The organism is Cryobacterium cheniae (genome assembly GCF_004403395.1).
GTDB lineage: Bacteria > Actinomycetota > Actinomycetes > Actinomycetales > Microbacteriaceae > Cryobacterium > Cryobacterium cheniae.
Map to the genome: position 1 here is coordinate 39142 of NZ_SOGN01000048.1, position 18476 is coordinate 57617.

The 18476-nt window shown below is 63.7% G+C and carries 16 protein-coding genes; 8 read left to right on the forward strand and 8 right to left on the reverse strand.

Features of this window, described 5'->3' with window-relative positions; translation table 11 throughout:
* Window positions 1-76 precede the first annotated feature (76 nt).
* From E3T23_RS11685 to E3T23_RS11710, 6 genes are all read left to right on the forward strand, one after another.
* A complete protein-coding gene (locus tag E3T23_RS11685; protein WP_134370551.1) occupies window positions 77-2449 on the forward strand; it encodes a DUF6049 family protein in 2373 nt (790 codons plus the stop codon).
* A complete protein-coding gene (murJ, locus tag E3T23_RS11690) occupies window positions 2442-4061 on the forward strand; it encodes a murein biosynthesis integral membrane protein MurJ (RefSeq protein WP_241977871.1) in 1620 nt (539 codons plus the stop codon). The genes E3T23_RS11685 and murJ overlap by 8 nt, the downstream gene beginning before the upstream one ends.
* Before the next feature lie 113 nt (window positions 4062-4174).
* A complete protein-coding gene (gene trxB / locus E3T23_RS11695; protein ID WP_134370554.1) occupies window positions 4175-5137 on the forward strand; it encodes a thioredoxin-disulfide reductase in 963 nt (320 codons plus the stop codon).
* 44 nt (window positions 5138-5181) lie between these two features.
* The gene (trxA, locus tag E3T23_RS11700; protein ID WP_104100656.1) at window positions 5182-5505 is read left to right on the forward strand and encodes a thioredoxin; all 324 of its coding nucleotides are present in this window, start codon (window positions 5182-5184) and stop codon (window positions 5503-5505) included.
* Window positions 5506-5623: 118 nt separating this feature from the next.
* The gene (locus E3T23_RS11705; RefSeq protein WP_134370556.1) at window positions 5624-6943 is read left to right on the forward strand and encodes an aminotransferase-like domain-containing protein; all 1320 of its coding nucleotides are present in this window, start codon (window positions 5624-5626) and stop codon (window positions 6941-6943) included.
* A 50-nt stretch (window positions 6944-6993) separates the two neighbouring features.
* Window positions 6994-7950, forward strand: coding sequence for a D-alanine--D-alanine ligase family protein (locus E3T23_RS11710; RefSeq protein WP_134370558.1), 957 nt, complete (start codon window positions 6994-6996; stop codon window positions 7948-7950).
* Between the two features lie 2210 nt (window positions 7951-10160).
* Here E3T23_RS11710 and E3T23_RS11715 read toward each other — a convergent pair.
* The 8 genes from E3T23_RS11715 to rpmH all read right to left on the reverse strand — a co-directional run bounded on the left by E3T23_RS11715 (window position 10161) and on the right by rpmH (window position 15139).
* A complete protein-coding gene (locus E3T23_RS11715) occupies window positions 10161-11111 on the reverse strand; it encodes a ParB/RepB/Spo0J family partition protein (RefSeq protein WP_134370560.1) in 951 nt (316 codons plus the stop codon).
* Window positions 11111-12004, reverse strand: coding sequence for a ParA family protein (locus tag E3T23_RS11720; RefSeq protein ID WP_134370662.1), 894 nt, complete (start codon window positions 12002-12004; stop codon window positions 11111-11113). The genes E3T23_RS11715 and E3T23_RS11720 overlap by 1 nt, the downstream gene beginning before the upstream one ends.
* A 132-nt stretch (window positions 12005-12136) precedes the next feature.
* Window positions 12137-12766: a 16S rRNA (guanine(527)-N(7))-methyltransferase RsmG gene (gene rsmG, locus E3T23_RS11725; protein ID WP_134370561.1), complete on the reverse strand. Its 630-nt coding sequence runs from the start codon at window positions 12764-12766 to the stop codon at window positions 12137-12139.
* Window positions 12767-12780: 14 nt separating this feature from the next.
* Window positions 12781-13296: a Jag family protein gene (locus E3T23_RS11730; RefSeq protein WP_134370563.1), complete on the reverse strand. Its 516-nt coding sequence runs from the start codon at window positions 13294-13296 to the stop codon at window positions 12781-12783.
* Between the two features lie 13 nt (window positions 13297-13309).
* Entirely contained in the window at window positions 13310-14281 is a 972-nt protein-coding gene (yidC, locus tag E3T23_RS11735; protein WP_134370565.1) for a membrane protein insertase YidC, read from the reverse strand.
* A 7-nt stretch (window positions 14282-14288) separates the two neighbouring features.
* Window positions 14289-14600 carry a membrane protein insertion efficiency factor YidD gene (yidD, locus tag E3T23_RS11740; protein ID WP_134370567.1) on the reverse strand — a complete coding sequence of 104 codons (312 nt, stop codon included), beginning with the start codon at window positions 14598-14600 and terminating at the stop codon, window positions 14289-14291.
* A 3-nt stretch (window positions 14601-14603) separates the two neighbouring features.
* Entirely contained in the window at window positions 14604-14993 is a 390-nt protein-coding gene (rnpA, locus tag E3T23_RS11745) for a ribonuclease P protein component (protein ID WP_134370568.1), read from the reverse strand.
* A gap of 8 nt (window positions 14994-15001) precedes the next feature.
* A complete protein-coding gene (rpmH, locus tag E3T23_RS11750; RefSeq protein ID WP_104100646.1) occupies window positions 15002-15139 on the reverse strand; it encodes a 50S ribosomal protein L34 in 138 nt (45 codons plus the stop codon).
* A 401-nt stretch (window positions 15140-15540) separates the two neighbouring features.
* Between rpmH and dnaA the strand changes: the two genes are divergently transcribed.
* Both dnaA and dnaN read left to right on the forward strand, forming a co-directional pair.
* Complete coding sequence (gene dnaA, locus E3T23_RS11755; RefSeq protein WP_134370570.1) at window positions 15541-16959, forward strand: chromosomal replication initiator protein DnaA; 1419 nt, start codon at window positions 15541-15543, stop codon at window positions 16957-16959.
* Window positions 16960-17321: 362 nt separating this feature from the next.
* Window positions 17322-18470 carry a DNA polymerase III subunit beta gene (gene dnaN, locus E3T23_RS11760; RefSeq protein WP_134370572.1) on the forward strand — a complete coding sequence of 383 codons (1149 nt, stop codon included), beginning with the start codon at window positions 17322-17324 and terminating at the stop codon, window positions 18468-18470.
* Window positions 18471-18476 lie beyond the last annotated feature (6 nt).

The following is an 18476-nucleotide window of genomic DNA, read 5'->3' on the forward strand; positions in this document are numbered from 1 at the left end:
CCCATGTTAGTTGCTGGAGCGTCGTCGACTCCCCGGTGCGGCGTGATCCCGGGCTCGACGCCGTAGAATCCCCTACATGGTGGCCGAGTCTGTTCTTAAGCATCGGCCCGCACTCCCCGGAACGGTGCGGGGCCTCTGGTCACGCACGAAGAGGCCGATCGGCGCCGTTCTGATCGGCCTGCTGGCGGGGGCGCTGCCGGTCACCGCCGGTCTGCCCGCATCCGCAACCGTGCCCACCATGGCAACCACACAGACCCCCGCCGTCGCATCGTCCAATGCGGTGAACCTGAGCGTGGCCCCGACGACACTGGAACCCCTCCGGGCCGGCCAGGACCTCATCGTCACCGTCACCGTCGAGAACGCGACCTCCAACACGATTCCCGCCGGAACCATCGACCTCTTCCTCGCGGAACGTGCACTGATCAGCCGCAACACGCTCAACGGCTGGCTGGATCCCGAGAAGTCCAGCAAACCCGGCGACCTCATGCTGAGCGAGCCCATGACGGTGTCGATTCAGCCGGACAGCACCGAGATCTTCACGTTGACGGTGCCGGCCGACTCCGTGGGCCTCACCAGCGGCAATGCCTGGGGTGCCCGCGGCATCGCGGCCACCCTGAACACGGGCGATAAGGTCCGCGCCGAGGGCCGGGGCACCTTCGTCTGGTACTCCGATGAAGAGGTCACCCCTGTGAACCTGTCGGTGATCATGCCGATCACGGTCCCCGCCCAGGCGACGGGCCTGATCACGGCGAAGGCCCTGGAAGCCTTCACCGCCCCGACCGGTGTGCTCAGCCGCCAGCTCGACGGCGTCGTCGGCGGCCCGGTCACCATCGCCATCGACCCGATGATCATCGCCTCCATCCGCATCCTCGGCCGGGCGGCACCGCCCGGCGCGATCGCCTGGCTGAACCGGCTGGACCAGGCTCCCAACGATATATTCCCGCTCAGCTATGCAGATACGGATCTGGCCCTGCAGGCCCAGGCCGGGGCTGAGTCCTTGTTGGCGCCCACCAGTTTTGAGCAGTCGATCGACCCGGCCCTGTTCGCCGCGACGGACCAGGCCGAGTCACCGCCATCCGACCCCGGCGCCTCATCGGCCACCGGAACACCCGTTCCGTCGACCGACCAGCCCGCGACCCCGAGCGATGGCACACCGCCTACCTCGGAAGAGTTGCTCGCCTGGGAATATAGCGCCACCGACATTGGCTGGCCGGCCGAGGGCGCCGTCGCCAGTGCCGACCTCGACGTCTTCATGGCCGGTGGCCTGAACACAACGATCCTGGGGGGTTCGAACGCCTCCGGGGCCGCGCCCGACTTCACCCCCGACGCGCCCATTGGTCTCGGTACCGGCAAGGGTCTGGGTCTGGTTGTCGACGACCCTCTGGCTGCCGCGCTGCGCACCGCGGCAGCGGCGACCACGGATGACTCGTGGCGCGAAGCCATGTCGGAGGTCAGCTCTCAGCTGGCGGTGGTTTCGGCCGAACGTCCCGGAACCGAACGCACTCTCCTGGCCACTCTCGACCGCGGCTGGCCGCCCAGCGCAGAGCGACTCACCGATACCATCGACGCTCTGGCCGGGCTGTTGTGGTACGCGCCGTCCACCCTGCCGGAGGTGCGGGCATCCGTCCCCGCCGAGGAGGTCACGTTCGACAGTCAGGCCGAGCCGAAGGATCGCGTGGCTCTGGCCACCCGCCTTCTCGAGCGCGAAAAAGAGGTCACCGACTTCTCCTCCGCACTGTCCGACCCGGTGGTTGTCACGGGTACGCAGCGCCTGGACCTGATGGCCCTCCTGTCCACCTCCTGGGTGCCCCAGGAGACCGCTTGGACGGATGCCGTCGGCACCAGTCTCGCGGCATCCACGGGACTGCTGGAGTCCATCACGGTCGCGACCAAGGGCCCCATCAATGTGGTCGGCAGTCAGGTCGACATTCCGGTGACCCTGGACAACGCCCTGAACCAGGCCGTGACGGTGATGGTGCGGGTCGTCCCCTCCAACGGCCGGCTCCTGGTCGGCGAGGCGGTCGAATCCACCATCGAAGCCCAGTCCGCCCGCACCGTGACCATTCCAGTGACGGCCGCGGTGGGAAACGGTGCCGTCACCCTGCGCGTGACCCTGCTCACCCCGGCGGGAACAATCATCTCGCAGCCGTCCCTCATCCCGATCAACGTGCGCGCGGATTGGGAAGGGCTCGGCTCCCTCCTGTTCGCCGCGTTCGTGGTGCTCTTCTTCGGTTTCGGGGTGTGGCGCAATTTCCTTCGGCGCCGGCGCGAACGCGCCGCGCCTGAGGCAGGGGATGAACCTGACACAGGTGACGATCCTGAACCTCAGGCAGGGACCGCAGCCCAACCTGCACCTGACCTCGAACCCGAGTCCGGACCCGCCGACGCGGCACCCGACCCGCTGACCCCCGCCCGCGCGGGCGATGTACCGACGGAGCCCCGTGACTAAGACCGACAGCATCGGCCGGGCAAGCGCCTTCCTCGCCTCCGGAACCATCGTTTCGCGCATCCTCGGCTTCGTGAAGCTGATCGTGCTGGCGGGGGTGATCGGCCAGGTCGGTCAGAGCACCAACGCCTTCGCCGTGGCGAACCAGCTTCCGAACACCATCTACGTCATCGTTGCCGGCGGGGTCCTGACGGCCGTCCTGGTGCCGCAGATCGTGCGCGCCAGCCTGCACGCCGACGGCGGCACCGCCTACATCAACAAGCTCCTCACACTCGCCCTGGTCATCCTGGCCGCGACCACCGTCGCGGCCACGGCCCTCGCCCCCGTATTGACCCTGCTCTACGGGTCGAACATGAAGCCGGAATCGCTGGCCCTCGCCACGGCGTTCGCATTCTGGTGCCTGCCTCAGATCTTCTTCTACGGCCTGTACACGGTACTGGGTGAAGTTCTCAACGCCCGCAAGTCATTCGGTCCATTCACCTGGGTTCCCGTGCTCAACAACGTCGTGGCCATCGCAGGCCTGCTTATCTTCTCCGGGCTTTACGGAGCCGACCCGAACGGCGCCCGGTCGGCCACCGAATTCACGCCCGCGATGATCGCGGTTCTGGCCGGGAGTGCCACGCTGGGGGTCGTGCTGCAGGCGGTCGTCCTGTTCTATTTCTGGCACCGCATCGGCCTGCGTTTCCGCCCCGACTTCCGCTTCCGCGGCGTCGGTCTCGGCGTGGCCGGCCGGATGGCGAGCTGGACCTTCGGAATGCTCCTGCTGACCACCCTGGCCGGAATCGTGGAGACCCGGGTCGTCACCCTCGCCGGCGACTCCGACGCCTCGGTGGCCGCGCTCAACACGGCCTGGCTCATCTTCATGCTCCCGCACTCGGTGATCACCGTCTCGGTCGCCACCGCCTATTTCACCCGGATGAGCGAGCACGCCTCGGTGGGGAAGCTGGCGCTGGTCAGAACGGATGCCTCGTCCGCCATCCGCGGCACCACCCTGATCATCATGCTCGCCTCGGCCGTCATCGCCGTCTGCGCCTACCCGTTCGCCCGGGTCTTCGTCGCCCCCTACGACCAGGTGCAGAGCATCGGCAACGTCATCATCGCCTACGTGCTCGGCCTCGTCGCGTTCTGCGTCCTGTTCGTCGTCCAGCGCACCTTCTACGCGCTCGGGGACACCCGCACGCCGTTCTTCTTCACCCTGTTCCAGGTGGTGCTGGTCATCGCCGGCGTCCTCGCCTGCGCGCTCCTGCCCAGCGCCTGGATCGCCGCGGGCGTCGCCCTCACGGTGACGGTGTCCGGCATCCTGCAGGCCCTGCTGGCGGCGTGGTTGCTGCGCGGGCGACTGGGCGGCATCGACGGCCGGCGCATACTGCGCAGCCTCGCCACCTACGCGGTAGCTGCCGTCCCCGCCATCCTGGCCGGCGTTCTGCTTTTGCTCGCACTCGGCGGCGTTCGGGAGGCCGGATTCGCCCTGTCGGGGAAGCTCCCGGCCGTCCTGTCCATGATCGTCATCGGACTGGCCATGTCGGCCGTCTACTTCGGCCTGCTGCTGATCCTGCGGACCGCCGAGCTGCGCGTCTTCGTCGATCCCCTGGTCGCCCGCATCCGTCGCCGCTGAGCGGGAGCCTGACCGGCACTCAGGAGGCACGGAATAGCATCGGATTAGGATGTGTTGTACCCGGCAGCGAGGCAATCGAGATCGCTTCCCCCCCCCCNCGAAGGAGTCTACGCGTGCGTCAGATCATCATCATCGGCTCCGGACCGGCCGGTTTCACCGCCGCGATCTATGCCGCCCGGGCGAACCTGAAGCCGCTTCTGATCGCCAGTTCGGTCGAAGCCGGCGGCGAGCTGATGAACACCACGGAGGTGGAGAACTACCCGGGTTTCCCCGACGGCGTCATGGGCCCCGACCTGATGGCCAAGATGCAGGAGCAGGCCGAGCGTTTCGGCACCGAGGTCGTCTACGACGACGTCACCGAGCTGGATCTGGCCGGAGACATCAAGACCGTCACGCTGGGCAGCGGTGAGAAGCATGAGGGCCTCGCCGTGATCTTCGCCACCGGCTCCGCCTACCGCAAGCTCGGCCTCGAAGACGAAGAGCGCCTCTCCGGCCGGGGCGTGTCCTGGTGTGCCACCTGCGACGGGTTCTTCTTCAAAGAGAAGACCATCGCCGTCATCGGCGGCGGCGACTCCGCCATGGAAGAGGCCACCTTCCTCACCCGCTTCGCCAGCAAGGTCTACGTCGTGCATCGCAAGGACACGCTGCGGGCCTCCAAGATCATGCAGGAACGTGCGTTCGCCAACCCCAAGATCGAATTCATCTGGAATTCTGAAGTCGTCGGCATCACGGGCCTGGATGCCGTCGACGGCCTGGTTCTGCGCCACACGGTCTCAGGCGACGAGACCTCGCTTCCCCTCGGTGGTATCTTCGTGGCCATCGGCAACGACCCACGCACGCACCTCGTGCACAGCAAGCTCGACCTGACCCCCGAGGGCACCATCGCCGTCGCCGGCCGCAGCTCAAAGACCAGCCAAACCGGTGTTTTCGCCGCCGGAGACGTGATCGACCCGACCTATCGCCAGGCCGTGACCGCCGCGGCATCCGGAACCGTTGCCGCACTGGACGCAGAGCACTACCTGTCCTCTCTTCCCGAGGATCTGCTGGCCAGTGCCGGCGAACCTGCACTCGCGTAAACCATCATCGAACTCACTGCATCCCTCAATCAAGGAGTAACCATATGTCTGCACGCGCCGTCACCGACGTCACCTTCGACCAGGAAGTCATCAACAACGAGAAGACCGTTCTGGTGGACTTCTGGGCGGAATGGTGTGGCCCGTGTCGCGCCGTCAGCCCGATCCTCGACCAGATTGCCAGCGAGAACGCTGACAAGCTCGACATCGTCAAGCTGAACGTCGACGACTTCCCGGCACTCGCCGCCAAGTACCAGATCACCTCCATCCCGGCAATGAAGGTGTTCCAGAAGGGTGAGGTCGTCAAGACGGTCATCGGCGCCAAGCCGAAGGTCGCCCTCGAGAAGGATCTGGCTGCCTACCTGGCCTGACCAGCCCTGCCTCTTCCGAGGCCCTGACCCGTCCGGCTCACGCCGGGCGGGTTTTTTGGGATTCGGGCCCGATGGGGCCAACCCCATACGATTGAAGCCTCACCAGATCGGAAGTGACGTGACCGCACAGCGCTCCCCCCAGACCGGCAACAACCTCGACCCGTGGTACCACCACTACGCCGAGCGCGCCGCGGGATTGCGCGCCTCCGAGGTCAGGGCCCTCTTCGCGGTGGCCTCCCGGCCCGAGGTCGTCTCCCTGGCCGGCGGCATGCCCTTCGTTGCCGCCCTACCGCCCGACCTGGTCATCAATGCCATGGACAGGGTCATGCGTCAGCAGGGCCCCGTGGCCCTCCAATACGGCTCTGGTCAGGGAGTTCCCGTTCTGCGGGAGCAGATTCTCGAGGTCATGGCCCTTGAGGGCATCCGTGCGCACGCCGATGACGTCGTCGTGACAACGGGGTCGCAGCATGCTCTCGAACTGGTCAGCAAGCTCTTCCTGGACCCCGGAGACGTGGTGCTTTCGGAGGGTCCCAGCTACGTCACCGCCATGGTCATCTTCAAGTCGTACCAAGCCGAGGTCGACCACGTCCCCATGGATGAGCAGGGGCTGATCCCCGAAGCGCTCCGCCAACACATCCAGCGTCTCAAAGGCGCCGGCAAGACCATCAAGTTCCTCTACACGATCCCCAACTTCCACAACCCGGCCGGGGTGACCCTCAGCTGGGCCCGCCGTCTCGAGATCCTCGAGATCGCCCGGGAGAACGACATCCTGGTGCTGGAGGACAACCCTTACGGCCTGCTCTACTTCGACCGGCCGGCACCGGATGCGATGCGTTCGGTCGAAGAGGATGGCGTCGTCTACCTGGGCACGTTCTCCAAGACCCTCGCGCCGGGCTTCCGGGTCGGCTGGGCCCTGGCCCCGCACGCCATCCGGGAGAAGCTGGTGCTCGCCAACGAGGCAGCGGTGCTCTCCCCCAGCTCGTTCAGCCAGCTGGTCATTTCCGAGTATTTGGCGACGGCCGATTGGAAGGGCCAGATCAACACCTTCCGCGGGGTCTACCATGAGCGCAAGAACGCACTGCTGGACGCCCTCGAGGAATACCTGCCCGATCTCACCTGGACCAATCCCAACGGCGGGTTCTACGTCTGGGTCACTCTCCCCAAGGGTCTGGACTCCAAGGCCATGCTCCCGCGGGCGGTCAAGGAGCTCGTGGCGTACACGCCGGGCACCGCGTTCTTCGCCGACGGTGACGGGCGCCGCAACATGCGCCTCTCGTTCTGCTATCCGACGCCGGATCACATCCGGGTCGGCATCCGCCGTCTTGCGACAGTGCTCCGTGACGAACTCGACCTGCTCGAGACCTTCGCCGGCACCGGTTCCCTGAACCCGTTGCGCGAAGACGGCCGCTTCAGCTCCCCACCCGCCGACATCCTGTAGTTCGACTCCCCCGGTCTCCAGAACAGACAATAGCAAGGAAAGCCCTGACCATGAGCAATTTTTCGGCACTTGACATCGTTGTTCTCGCGGGCGGAATCTCGCATGAACGGGACATTTCACTGCGTTCCGGTCGCCGGGTTGCGGATGCCCTGACGAGCCTCGGCCACACCGTCACCCTGCTGGACCCCCAGGCCGGGCTGCTCGCTGATCTGACCGATCGGAAGCCCGACGTGATCTGGCCGGTCGTGCACGGCGCCACCGGCGAAGACGGCGCACTTCTCGCCCTGCTGGAGACCACCGGGATCCCACATGTGGGATCCCGAGGAGGCCCTGCCCGTCTGGCCTGGTCGAAGCCGATCGCCAAGGAGCTCGTGCGCCGGGCCGGCTATGCCACCCCCGACTCCATCGCACTGTCCACCGAGACATTCCGGGATCTCGGCGCCGCCAGTGTCCTGGAGCACCTCCTCACCGCCCTGCCCACGCCCCTCGTGGTGAAGCCTGCCGAGGGCGGCTCCGCCCAGGGTGTCAGCATCATCGACACGCCCGCCGGCCTCCCACGCGCCATGGTCGATGCCTACACGTATGCCTCGGTCGCCCTCGTGGAGGAGAAGGTGGAGGGCACGGAACTCGCGGTCACCGTCATTGACATCGGTGACGGCCCCGTCGCATTGCCGGCCGTGGAGATCGTCCCGCTAAATGGTGTCTACAGCTTCGAGGCACGGTACAACGCGGGCGAAACACTGTTCTTCACGCCGGCCCGGATCGACGAGGAGGTAGCGGCCCTTGTGGCCCAGACCGCCGTTGCCATCCACAATTTGCTCGGACTACGCCACATCTCGCGAATCGACCTGATCGTGGACGCGCACGGCGTTCCCTGGTTCCTCGAAGCGAACGTGCTTCCGGGCCTGACCGAGACCTCCCTGGTGCCCCAGAGCATCGAGGCTTCCGGGCAGTCCCTCGGCGCCGTCTACGACGCTCTCGCCCGCGCGGCCATCGCGGATTCCTAGCCCACCCCACGGAACCAAGTTTCACGTGAAACATGGTTCCGCCACTCCCCCACTACCGCCACTCCCCCACTACCGGTGGTCGAGCCTGTCGGTGGTCGAGCCTGGCGAGACCCCCTCCCAAGACAAAAAAATCATCGCAGCACCCATGGCCGTGAGGTATGTCACGGCCTCATCCACGCTGGCGACGCCCCCTCCCCACACGCCCACATCCCACACAGCGGCCCCTCACCTGCAACCGATCCACAGCCCCTGGCCCCATGGTCGCCATGCCATATCCGCCCCTCCGCACTGTGGGTCCACACATCGAGGTGTCTGAAATTCGCATAGTTCTTCCAGGGCGCCGAACGCTCCCCCAACCCACTATGACTGGCCGCATCCACCGTTTCACGTGAAACAAGGACAAGAGCCGCCACACACGCGATCCGTGCTGCCACAGGCTTTGACATGGGCACCGGCCACGGCAACAGAACGAATCTGCAGGTATCTGTCTGAGCGCATCTTCGAGCGCAGGCAATCCGCCATTTTTCCCCGCCGAACGCCATGCAGGACAGGCGACAAGTCCGAGCACAGCCCGAATGATGTGCGCTTCGACCCGACGCATGCGGGACCAGGACTGAATACGCCGGACGAACGCGAAACTACCCGCACGCACACGGCGTAAACATCAGGATGAACCAAAGAGCGCGCCCAGCTGGTGCATCAGGCCGTATTGAGCCTGTCGGGGTCTCACGCGCTCGCACTATGGCGTGATGGTTCACATCCCAGGATCCCACACGCGTTTCACGTGAAACATATCCACCGCACCGACCGTCGCCCAGTAGTACGCTCCATTGGCTGAACCCCGGGGGCCGATCCGCAGAGCCAGGCTCGGCTTGCGTGTTTCGACACCAATCCCCCTCACCAAGGGGTCCCGCAGACCCTCCAGGATCGAATCCAGAAGCACGTCTTCGGCACTATCATTCGGTAACGTCGGGGTCAGGTCCTGACTATGAGATCCCGACCATCCGGGCCGAGTCTCCCAGTGCAGCGGAGACCAGAGCCACCCTCCCCCGCACGACACCGCGCCCGTCGATCTGATGTCGCAAAAACGGACGCGGCCGCCTTGGCTCATGTTTCACGTGAAACACGCGGCGAAGTCGGACCGGATCCGCCCAGCTTGTCGAGCAAGGATTCCGGTTCGAATGTGGCCCAGGTCCGGTCTCGACAAGCTCGACCGCCGCGGATAGCCCAGCGTCCACGCGTGCCCGCCGAACAATGCGGGGCCGCCTCTCGGCACGCTCAAACACCGCGCGGGCCAACGTGCCCGACAAGTTCGGGCGGGGGCTCCGGCGGGAGTCAGGAGAGCGGCTCTCGACACGCCCGCCGGTCCTGCCCGTCACGCTCGACGTCGCCCGAATCACAAAACCGGCGCGAAGGTCTCGATCGCTCGCCCAGCAGGCGGCCCGTCGGGGTAATCCATGCTGCGGTGGTCGATCCTGTCCAGAACTCGGAGCACTGAATCGGGCGATGCTGGAGCAGGTTCTGCCAGAACGACGGGCATTGAGAACGCCCGATGGATTCGCCATGTGCACGCGCGCCGACACTCGAAATGCGAAACCGGAAATGAAGCGCGCCACGTTTTCTGAGTTTGGAGCTGCAATTCGACGAGTTTGGTCTCTGAAAGGACGGAATTCGAGAATTCTGGGAGACTTTCTCGGGGCTTACGATGCTTCCTGACGACGTCTAATCAGTCGTTTTCGGCAAGAATGACGCGATTCAGATTGCGAAGGGCGCCGTCGCCAATTCGCGTACGCGGCGCTCTGGCCGAAGACATCGGACCCTTCGATGGTTGCCGGGTCTCGACACGCTCGACCACCGCCACGCTCGACCATCGTCAGGCACGGATCTCGGGACTCGGGACTCGGATCTCGGATCTCGGATCTCGGATCTCGGATCTCGGATCTCGGATCTCGGATCTCGACAGGCTTGACCTACCGATAGGCCCGGGTCGGGACTTGGTCTCGACACGCTCTACCACCGATAGGATCAACCACCGACAGGCCCGATCGCCGACAGGCCCGATCGCCGACGAAGGAAGCGAGCCGGCAGGATAGAGACGGGAGCGTGTTTCACGTGAAACACGAGGCTTCGGTGTATCGGGTTTCGACAGGCTCGACCACCGGGGCGCGGTCGACCAACAACAGACCGCGACCGGGGCCGCCGGAGTGGGGCTAGCTGACTCCGAAACCGGGCTCGCCGAGCACCCCAAGAATGCGGTTCAAGTCGCCGATGGTAGCGAAATCCACTGTGATCTGGCCTTTTCTTGCGCCAAGGTGAATCTTCACGCGAGTGTCGAGGCGATCCCCCAGGTGTTCCGCGATCTCGTCGAGGTGTCCCTGACGGCGTCCGCCCGTGGGTTTGACGGGTTCGACGCGCGGCTGCGTCGCGGCTGCGGCCTCCGCTGCTCGCACGGAGAGGTCCTCATTGACGATCTTGTCGGCCAGCTTGAGCATGCCTGCCGGGTCTCCCACGGAAAGAATCGCACGCGCGTGCCCGGCGGACAGGATGCCGGCAGCAACGCGCAGCTGCACGGACTCGGGGAGCTTCAGAAGACGGATGGTGTTCGTGATCTGCGGACGCGACCGACCGATCTTCTTGGCGAGCTCTTCCTGGGTGATGCCGAAATCGGCGAGCAGCTGTTGATACGCCGACGCCTCCTCCAGCGGGTTCAGCTGCGCACGGTGGAGGTTCTCCAGCAGGGCGTCGCGCAGCATATCGACATCCGCTGTTTCGCGGATGATCGCCGGAATGGTGGTCAATCCGGCTTCCTTCGTGGCCCGAAGCCGCCGCTCCCCCATCACCAGCTCGTATTTGCCGGGCCTCTCCACGATGGAGCGCACCACGATGGGCTGCAGCACTCCGACTTCCTTGATGCTGTGCACCAACTCGGCCAGGTCGGACTCATCGAAATTGTTCCGCGGTTGAACGTGGTTGGGAACGATGTCGGTGGGATTGAGATGCGCGAGCCGTGCACCGGGAACCGGGAGCAGCCCCTCGTCCTCGTTGGGGCGCACCGCATCGGCATAGGGGAAGAACACATCGACTGGACGAGCCTGCGTCGGGTCATCCTGAATGGGGATGAGTGCGCCGATCCCCCGGCCGAGCCCAGTCCTCTTTGCCATTACTCTGTGACTCCTGACTTGGGTGCGCCCCGACGGGCGATCTCTGCTGCTGCCTCGAGGTATGAAAGTGATCCGGCGGAGTTGAGGTCGTAGCTGATGACGCTCTGACCGTAGCTCGGAGCCTCAGAAACGCGCACGGAACGCGGAATGAGGGTGTTCAGCACCTGCTTGGGGAAATGTTCGCGCACATCCTGGGCTACATGATTAGCCAGATTGGTGCGGCTGTCGTACATCGTGAGCAGAATCGTGGACACCGCGAGCTCCGGATTGAGGTGCTTTTCGATCAGTTCGATGTTCTTCAGCAGCTGACTCAGGCCTTCGAGTGCGTAGTACTCGCACTGGATCGGAATGAGCACTTCGCGGGCGGCGACGAAGGCGTTGATCGTCAAGAGCCCCAGAGACGGCGGGCAGTCGATGAAGACGTAATCATAAGGATCATCCATCGTCTTCAGATGCACTTCGAGGGCCCGGTTGAGCCGCTGCTCGCGGGCGACCAGGGAGACGAGCTCAATTTCCGCACCCGCGAGGTGGATCGTTGCCGGCACGCAGAACAGAGATCCGAACTCGGGGCTGGCCTGAACGACCGCCGCCATCTCCAGATCGTTGACGATCACGTCATAGACACTGGGGGTTTCTGCTCGGTGCTCGACGCCCAGCGCCGTGGACGCATTTCCCTGGGGGTCCAGATCGATCACCAGCACGCGCGCTCCCTGCCGGGCCAGCGCCGCCGCCAGGTTGACCGCAGTCGTGGTCTTTCCGACGCCGCCCTTCTGGTTCGAGATGGTGATGACGCGCGTTTTCTCCGGCTTCGGAAGCGTGTCGGAGGCAATCCGCTGCCGGCGCCGCGTCAGGTCAGAAATCTCACGCGCAAGCGGAGTCGTGTTGTCAAACACCGCGGTTGTCTTGCTTGATTGCTGGTCTTCGCCAGGTTGTTTCACGTGAAACCTTCGCGTTCGACGATTGATGAGCCATCCCGCAGGGACTCCGGTTGTGTCTCAGCACCGACAAAAAGCAGACACCGGGGACTAATCCACTGTAGCCCTTATCACCCGAGTCACGTCCTGCAGCACACCCTCACCGAGGGTGATCACCTCAACATCGTGGAGTCGGAACTTACGGATGGCCTTCGCCGCGGCTTCGACCTCACCCGGGGCCCCGGCACCCTTCATCAGGACAAGCTCTCCGCCGGGCCTCAAAAGGGGAGCCGTCAGCGGGATCAGTGTTCGAAAGGCGCTCACGGCACGCGCGGTGACCTGGTCCAGCCGCTGGGGAAGGCGGACGTCCTCCGCCCGCGCCCGCAGCACGGTCGCATTGGTGAGACCGAGCGCGGCCACCTGACCGGTGAGCCACGCAACCCGGCGCTCCATGGGCTCGATCAGCACGAACGTGACATCCGGCCGGGCGATGGCCAGAACCAGGCCCGGCAGCCCGGCACCAGACCCGACATCACCGACGAGACCCGGCCGTAGCAACGGTGCCACGATGGCACAGTTGAGGATATGTCGACTCCACAGTCGTGGCAGTTCGAGCGGACCGATCAGGCCGAGCTCCTCACCCTGGGCGGCGAGGTTCCTCACGAATGCGCGCGCGACCGCGATCTGGTCTCCGAAAAGCTCTGCGGCAGCAGCAGGCTCCGCCTCAAGGGTTTCAGTCACAGTGGCTGGGCGGGCTACGCGGCGGAGATGACCGTGTGACGGTCCCGGCCCTCGCCCTTGGACTCGGACACGAAACCCGTTTCCGAGACCAGGTCGTGCACGAGCTTGCGTTCGTAGGACGACATGGGTGGCAGGGCCGCCTCCGCGGCGCCGGCCTGGATGCGCTCCACGGCTCGGGCCACCAACGAGGCCAGCTCCGCCTGTCGGGCGTCGCGCGACCCGCCGATGTCGAGGATCAACCGGGAGAAGGACCCGGTCTTGTTCTGCACCGCCAGTCGCGTCAGTTCCTGGAGGGCGTTCACCGTCTCCGGCTTGGAGAGCAGGCGCAGGTTCGCGACATCCGAGGAATTGACGGACAAGTACGCCCGTCCATTGCGTGCGTCAATGTCGATGTCCCCGTCGAGGTCGCAGATATCGAGGAACTCCTCGATGTAGTCCGCGGCGATATCCCCCTCCTGCTCGAGCTGGTCGAGCGTGGGGGAATCGTCTGCCGGTCCAGGCGCGGCGATCACATCAGTGTTCTCAGTCACGTTGGGTCTCTTCTTACTTCTTGGGGCCGGATTGCTTCTTGGCACGATTCTTTGCGACCGGCTGCTGACGCTGCGGCTTCTTGGGTTCTTCGACCACAATCACGTCACCATCCGTGGCGATGAGTTTACCCTTGCGGGCGAGGCGCTCTTCGCGGGCCTTGGCGGCCTCGCTGCCGGGCGTGGGCATGTTCCGGATGACCAGGAACTGCTGGATCATCGTCCAGATGTTCGAGGTGAGCCAGTAGAACATCACGCCGAGGGGGAAGGCCACACCCGAGAAGGCGAAGACGAGGGGCAGCAGGTAGAGCATGATGCGCTGCTGCTTGAACATGGGGCTGGCCTTGGTCTCCGGAGACATGTTCTTGGAAACGATCTGCAGCTGGGTGATGAACTGCGAAGCGGTCATCAGCACCACCATGATGGCCGCGATCCACATGACCACCGCATTGAAGTCCTGACCAGCGACCATTTTTGACCACTGGGAGGCGAAGGAGTCGTGAAGGGGCGCGTCGCCGAAGAGGGTGGCGTTGCCGAAGCTCTTGGCCAGATCATCGTTGAGCGGGCCGACCCCGGCCTGGCTGCGCTGCGCGTCGTTCAACACGGAGAACAGGGCGAAGAAGATCGGCATTTGCAGGAGCAGGGGCAGGCAGGAGCTCAGCGGGTTGGTGCCCGTGCGCTTGTAGAGATCCATGGTCTCGCGGGACATGGCCTCGCGGGAGAACTGGTCCTTCTTGCCCTTGTACTTGTCCTGGATCTTCTTCAGCTGCGGGGCAACCTCGAGCATCTTGCGCTGGCTCTTGATCTGCCGCACGAAGATGGGGATCAGGGCGGCCCGCACGACGATCACGAGACCGACGATCGACAGCACCCAGGTCAGACCCCCGTTGTAATCCATCCCGAGGACGGAGAAGAGCGAGTGGAAGGCGACGAGCAGAGCCTCGACGACCCATTTCAGTGGCCAGAGAATCGTACCTAGGAGGTCCATCTTTGCGTCAGCCCTTTCCGTGGCTCGCTGCGATAACAAAACCAAACGGCGTCACGGTGTAGCGACGCTTCCGTTTGTGGGGAACGTCATCAATCCCGCCTGCGGCCCACGGATGGCATCGGCCCAGCCGCAGCGCGGCTCGAGCTGATCCCACGACCAGTCCGTACTCCTGAACGGCGCCGAGTGCATACGCCGAACAGGAGGGGTAGTACCGGCAAACATCACCGTAGAGCGGGGAAATCACGGCCCGGTAGGCACGCAGGACCAGAACCCCCGCATTGCGCGGAAGGAGGAGAAGCGTTGTCAGAAACCTGATCATCAATCATCGATCCAATCGGATCGTGGCCTGATTCTTCCCGGCACCGGATGGACCCGAAGTACGTTGGAACTTCTCCAGCGCGTCGGACAGTTCCGCATGCAGGATCGACCAGGGAGCATCCGTCGACGACGGCAGCGCGCGGATGACGACATCCGTGCCGGGCCGCGTGCTTCCGAGTAAAGCGAAGCTCGCCGCCTTCAAACGACGTCGAACTCGATTGCGCCGCACGGCACCGCCAATGCTTTTCGCCACAATGAACCCGAACCGTGCCGGAGCCTTTTCGGGGTTCCGGCGCAGATAGGTCACAAGGTGTGGACCCACTATTCGCACACCCCGGCGCACAACCAACTTGTAGTCGTCACCGGCGGTGATGCGATGGGCCCCCGCGAGCACGAGTGGGCTTAAGCGGAGAGTTCGATGCGACCCTTGCGACGGCGGGCACCGAGAATCGCGCGGCCGGCACGGGTCTTCATGCGAAGGCGGAAGCCGTGCACTTTGGCGCGACGGCGATTGTTCGGCTGAAACGTTCTCTTGCTCATTGTTCTGTCTCCACGTGTTAAATCTCCGTAGGCCAAACTGAGCGGCCGGGAAAGAGTGAGGTAGCCCTCGGGCTGGGGTCAACTGATTAAAACTACGGCTTTGGCAGGTGTGGGTCAAACTCGACCTCCAGAAATCGTCGTTCCTACACACAAATTTGCCCATTCCGAGCATCGACACGCGCACGAAATGCGAACGAATTTGGCCGGACTGGCGCTGATTGACTACCGTGAGAACAAGTTATCCACAGGTTTTCAACAAACCCTGTGAATTGGGGCTTTTTTACCCACAGGCGGTGGATAACCTTGTGGATGCTTTGGCTGGACCACGCGTTCAGAGACGGGCCCTGTCCTCGATCTCCGTCGTTGTAGAAGGCAACAACGAGAGAAAAGCGGAGAACACCATGGCCACCGAAGAACAGCCCATTGCGGAGACCTGGCGGTCCGTCTTGACCAGCCTGGAATCCGACGACAGCATCACGCCAATGCTGTACGGCTTTCTCAATCTGGTCGAACCCAAGGGCATCGCCGCCGGGACGTTCTACCTCGAGGTCCCCAACGAGTTCACGGCCAGCATGCTCAATCAACGGATGCGCGTGCCTCTCCTCACCGCGATGGGCCACCTGGAAGAGGCGTCCGCGGTGTCCACCTTCTATGTGGTCGTCAATCCCGAGCTGGAAAAGGAATCCATCCGTCCGGTACACGAGTCGAGCTCACCCCCCGATGTGGAAACCCCGGCCACACCCCAGTCGGTTTTCGAAAGCAGCTCGCCCGAGCGGCCTCATGACACCCGGTTGAACTCGAAGTACAGCTTCGACAATTTCGTGATCGGCCAGTCCAATCGCTTCGCGCATGCGGCCGCGGTGGCTGTGGCCGAGGCGCCGGCGAAGGCCTACAACCCCCTTTTCGTCTACGGCTCGTCCGGTCTCGGCAAGACCCACCTTCTGCACGCCATCGGCCACTACGCCATGAGCCTGTACCCCGGCATTCGTGTGCGTTATGTCAGCTCCGAGGAATTCACCAACGATTTCATCAACTCGATCGCCAACAATCGCGGTTCTGCTTTCCAGTCGCGCTACCGCAATATCGACATCCTGATGATCGACGACATCCAGTTTCTGCAGGGCAAGGCCGAGACGCAGGAAGCCTTCTTCCACACCTTCAACACCCTGCACGACCACAACAAGCAGGTTGTCATCACGAGCGACCTGCCGCCGAAGCACCTCACCGGTTTCGAGGACCGCATGCGGTCGCGCTTCGAGTGGGGCCTGATCACGGATGTCCAGGCACCCGACCTGGAGACGCGCATCGCGATTCTGCGCAAGAAGGCGCAGAGCGAGAAACTGCAGGTTCCGCACGACATTCTCGAGTTCATGGCCTCGAAGGTCTCCTCGAACATCCGAGAACTCGAGGGCACACTCATCCGGGTGACGGCCTTCGCGAGTCTCAACCGCACCCCGGTCGATATGGATCTCGTGCAGACGGTATTGAAAGATCTGATCACCCTCGACGAGGACAACGTAATCGCGCCGGTGGACATCATCACCAACACTGCGGACTACTTCAAGCTTTCTGTGGACGACCTCTACGGTTCATCACGCTCACAGGCGATCGCCACGGCGCGCCAGATAGCGATGTACCTGTGCCGGGAGCTGACCAACCTCTCCCTGCCCAAGATCGGCCAATTGTTCGGCAACCGGGACCACACCACGGTGATGTACGCCAACAAAAAAATCAGTGAGTTGATGAAGGAGCGCCGGTCCATCTACAACCAGGTGACCGAGCTGACGAACCGCATCAAGCAGAACCACCGCTACAAATAGCGGTTTTTCTTCAGTTTTCACACCTGTGGATAACCCTGTGGAAATTGTTTATACAACTGGGCACAACCTGTAGAAACTCCTCTCCGGGTTGTGCAAACTCTCACCACCCCGAACCGGGCGCGGCACGGTAGTTCGATTACCACTCACAGGCTGCCAACAAGTTACAGGTTTGTAGTTCCCAGTCGTTCAGCGGGATCCAAATAGTTATCCACAGTTTCCACACCGGTTAAGAAGATTAACAATTAACTTCTATCTCTCTCCATCCGACAACCTTCAGTGCACGGCGGTTGCAAAAAGTTGCTCCGTGAAACACGACTAGCATTGAGGCCGTATCAGGTCTCTAACCGAACAGGAGTGACTTCGTGAGATTTCAGGCCAACCGGGACGTTTTCAGCGAAGCCGTCTCTTTCGCTGTCAAGCTCCTCCCCCAGCGCACGACGCTGCCCATTCTGAGCGGTGTACTGATCGAGGCGACGGCAACCGGCTTGATCCTCTCCTCGTTCGACTACGAGGTCTCCGCGCAGACCGAGATCGCCGCCGACGTCGAAGAAATCGGCAAAGTTCTCGTATCCGGTCGACTTCTCGCCGACATTGCGAGCAGGATGCCCAATGCACCGGTGCGATTCTCGACCAACGAATCCCGGATCACGGTCAGCTGTGGCAGTGCGAGTTTTACACTCCTGTCCATGCCTGTCGAGGAATACCCGAGCATCCCGCAGGTCAGCGCACAGTCCGGTCTCGTGCCGGCCGAGGACTTCTCGGCCGCCGTCGCGCAGGTCGCCGTCGCCGCTTCTCGTGACGACGTCACCCCCGTGATCACCGGTGTTCAGCTCCAGATCACCGAGAACAGCCTCAGCCTTGTGGCCACGGACCGCTACCGCGTCGCCGTCCGCGAGATCGACTGGGACAAGGGCAGCACGACAACCACTGACACCATCACCGCTCTCGTCCCGGCTCGCACCCTCCAGGAAGTCGGCAAGACGTTCGGCCACAGCGGCACGATTTCGATCGCCATCACCAACACCGACGACCGTGAGCTCATCGCGTTCACCGCCGATAAGAAAACCGTTACTTCTCTACTGATCAAGGGCAACTATCCGCCCGTACGACGTCTCTTCCCCGAGAACGTGGACAACTACGCGGTCATGAACACCGCCGACCTGATCGAGGCCACTCGCCGCGTGCAGCTGGTCCTCGAGCGCGAGGCAGCCCTGCGCTTCACCTTCACCGCCGACGGTCTCACTCTCGAAGCGGTGGGGTCGGAGCAGGCCCAGGCCTCCGAGACGATCGACGCGATCCTCTCCGGAACGGACACGGTCGTTTCGTTGAAACCACAGTTCTTGCTCGATGGCCTCGGTGCGGTGCACTCGGAATTCGTGCGGATCTCGTTCACGAAGACCGAGAATCCCAACAAGCCGGGCCCGGTTCTGATCACGAGTCAGACCTCGCGGGACCAGCCGGGTGCCGACAGCTTCAAGTACCTGCTCCAGCCCAACCTGCTGTTGCGCTAGAACAGT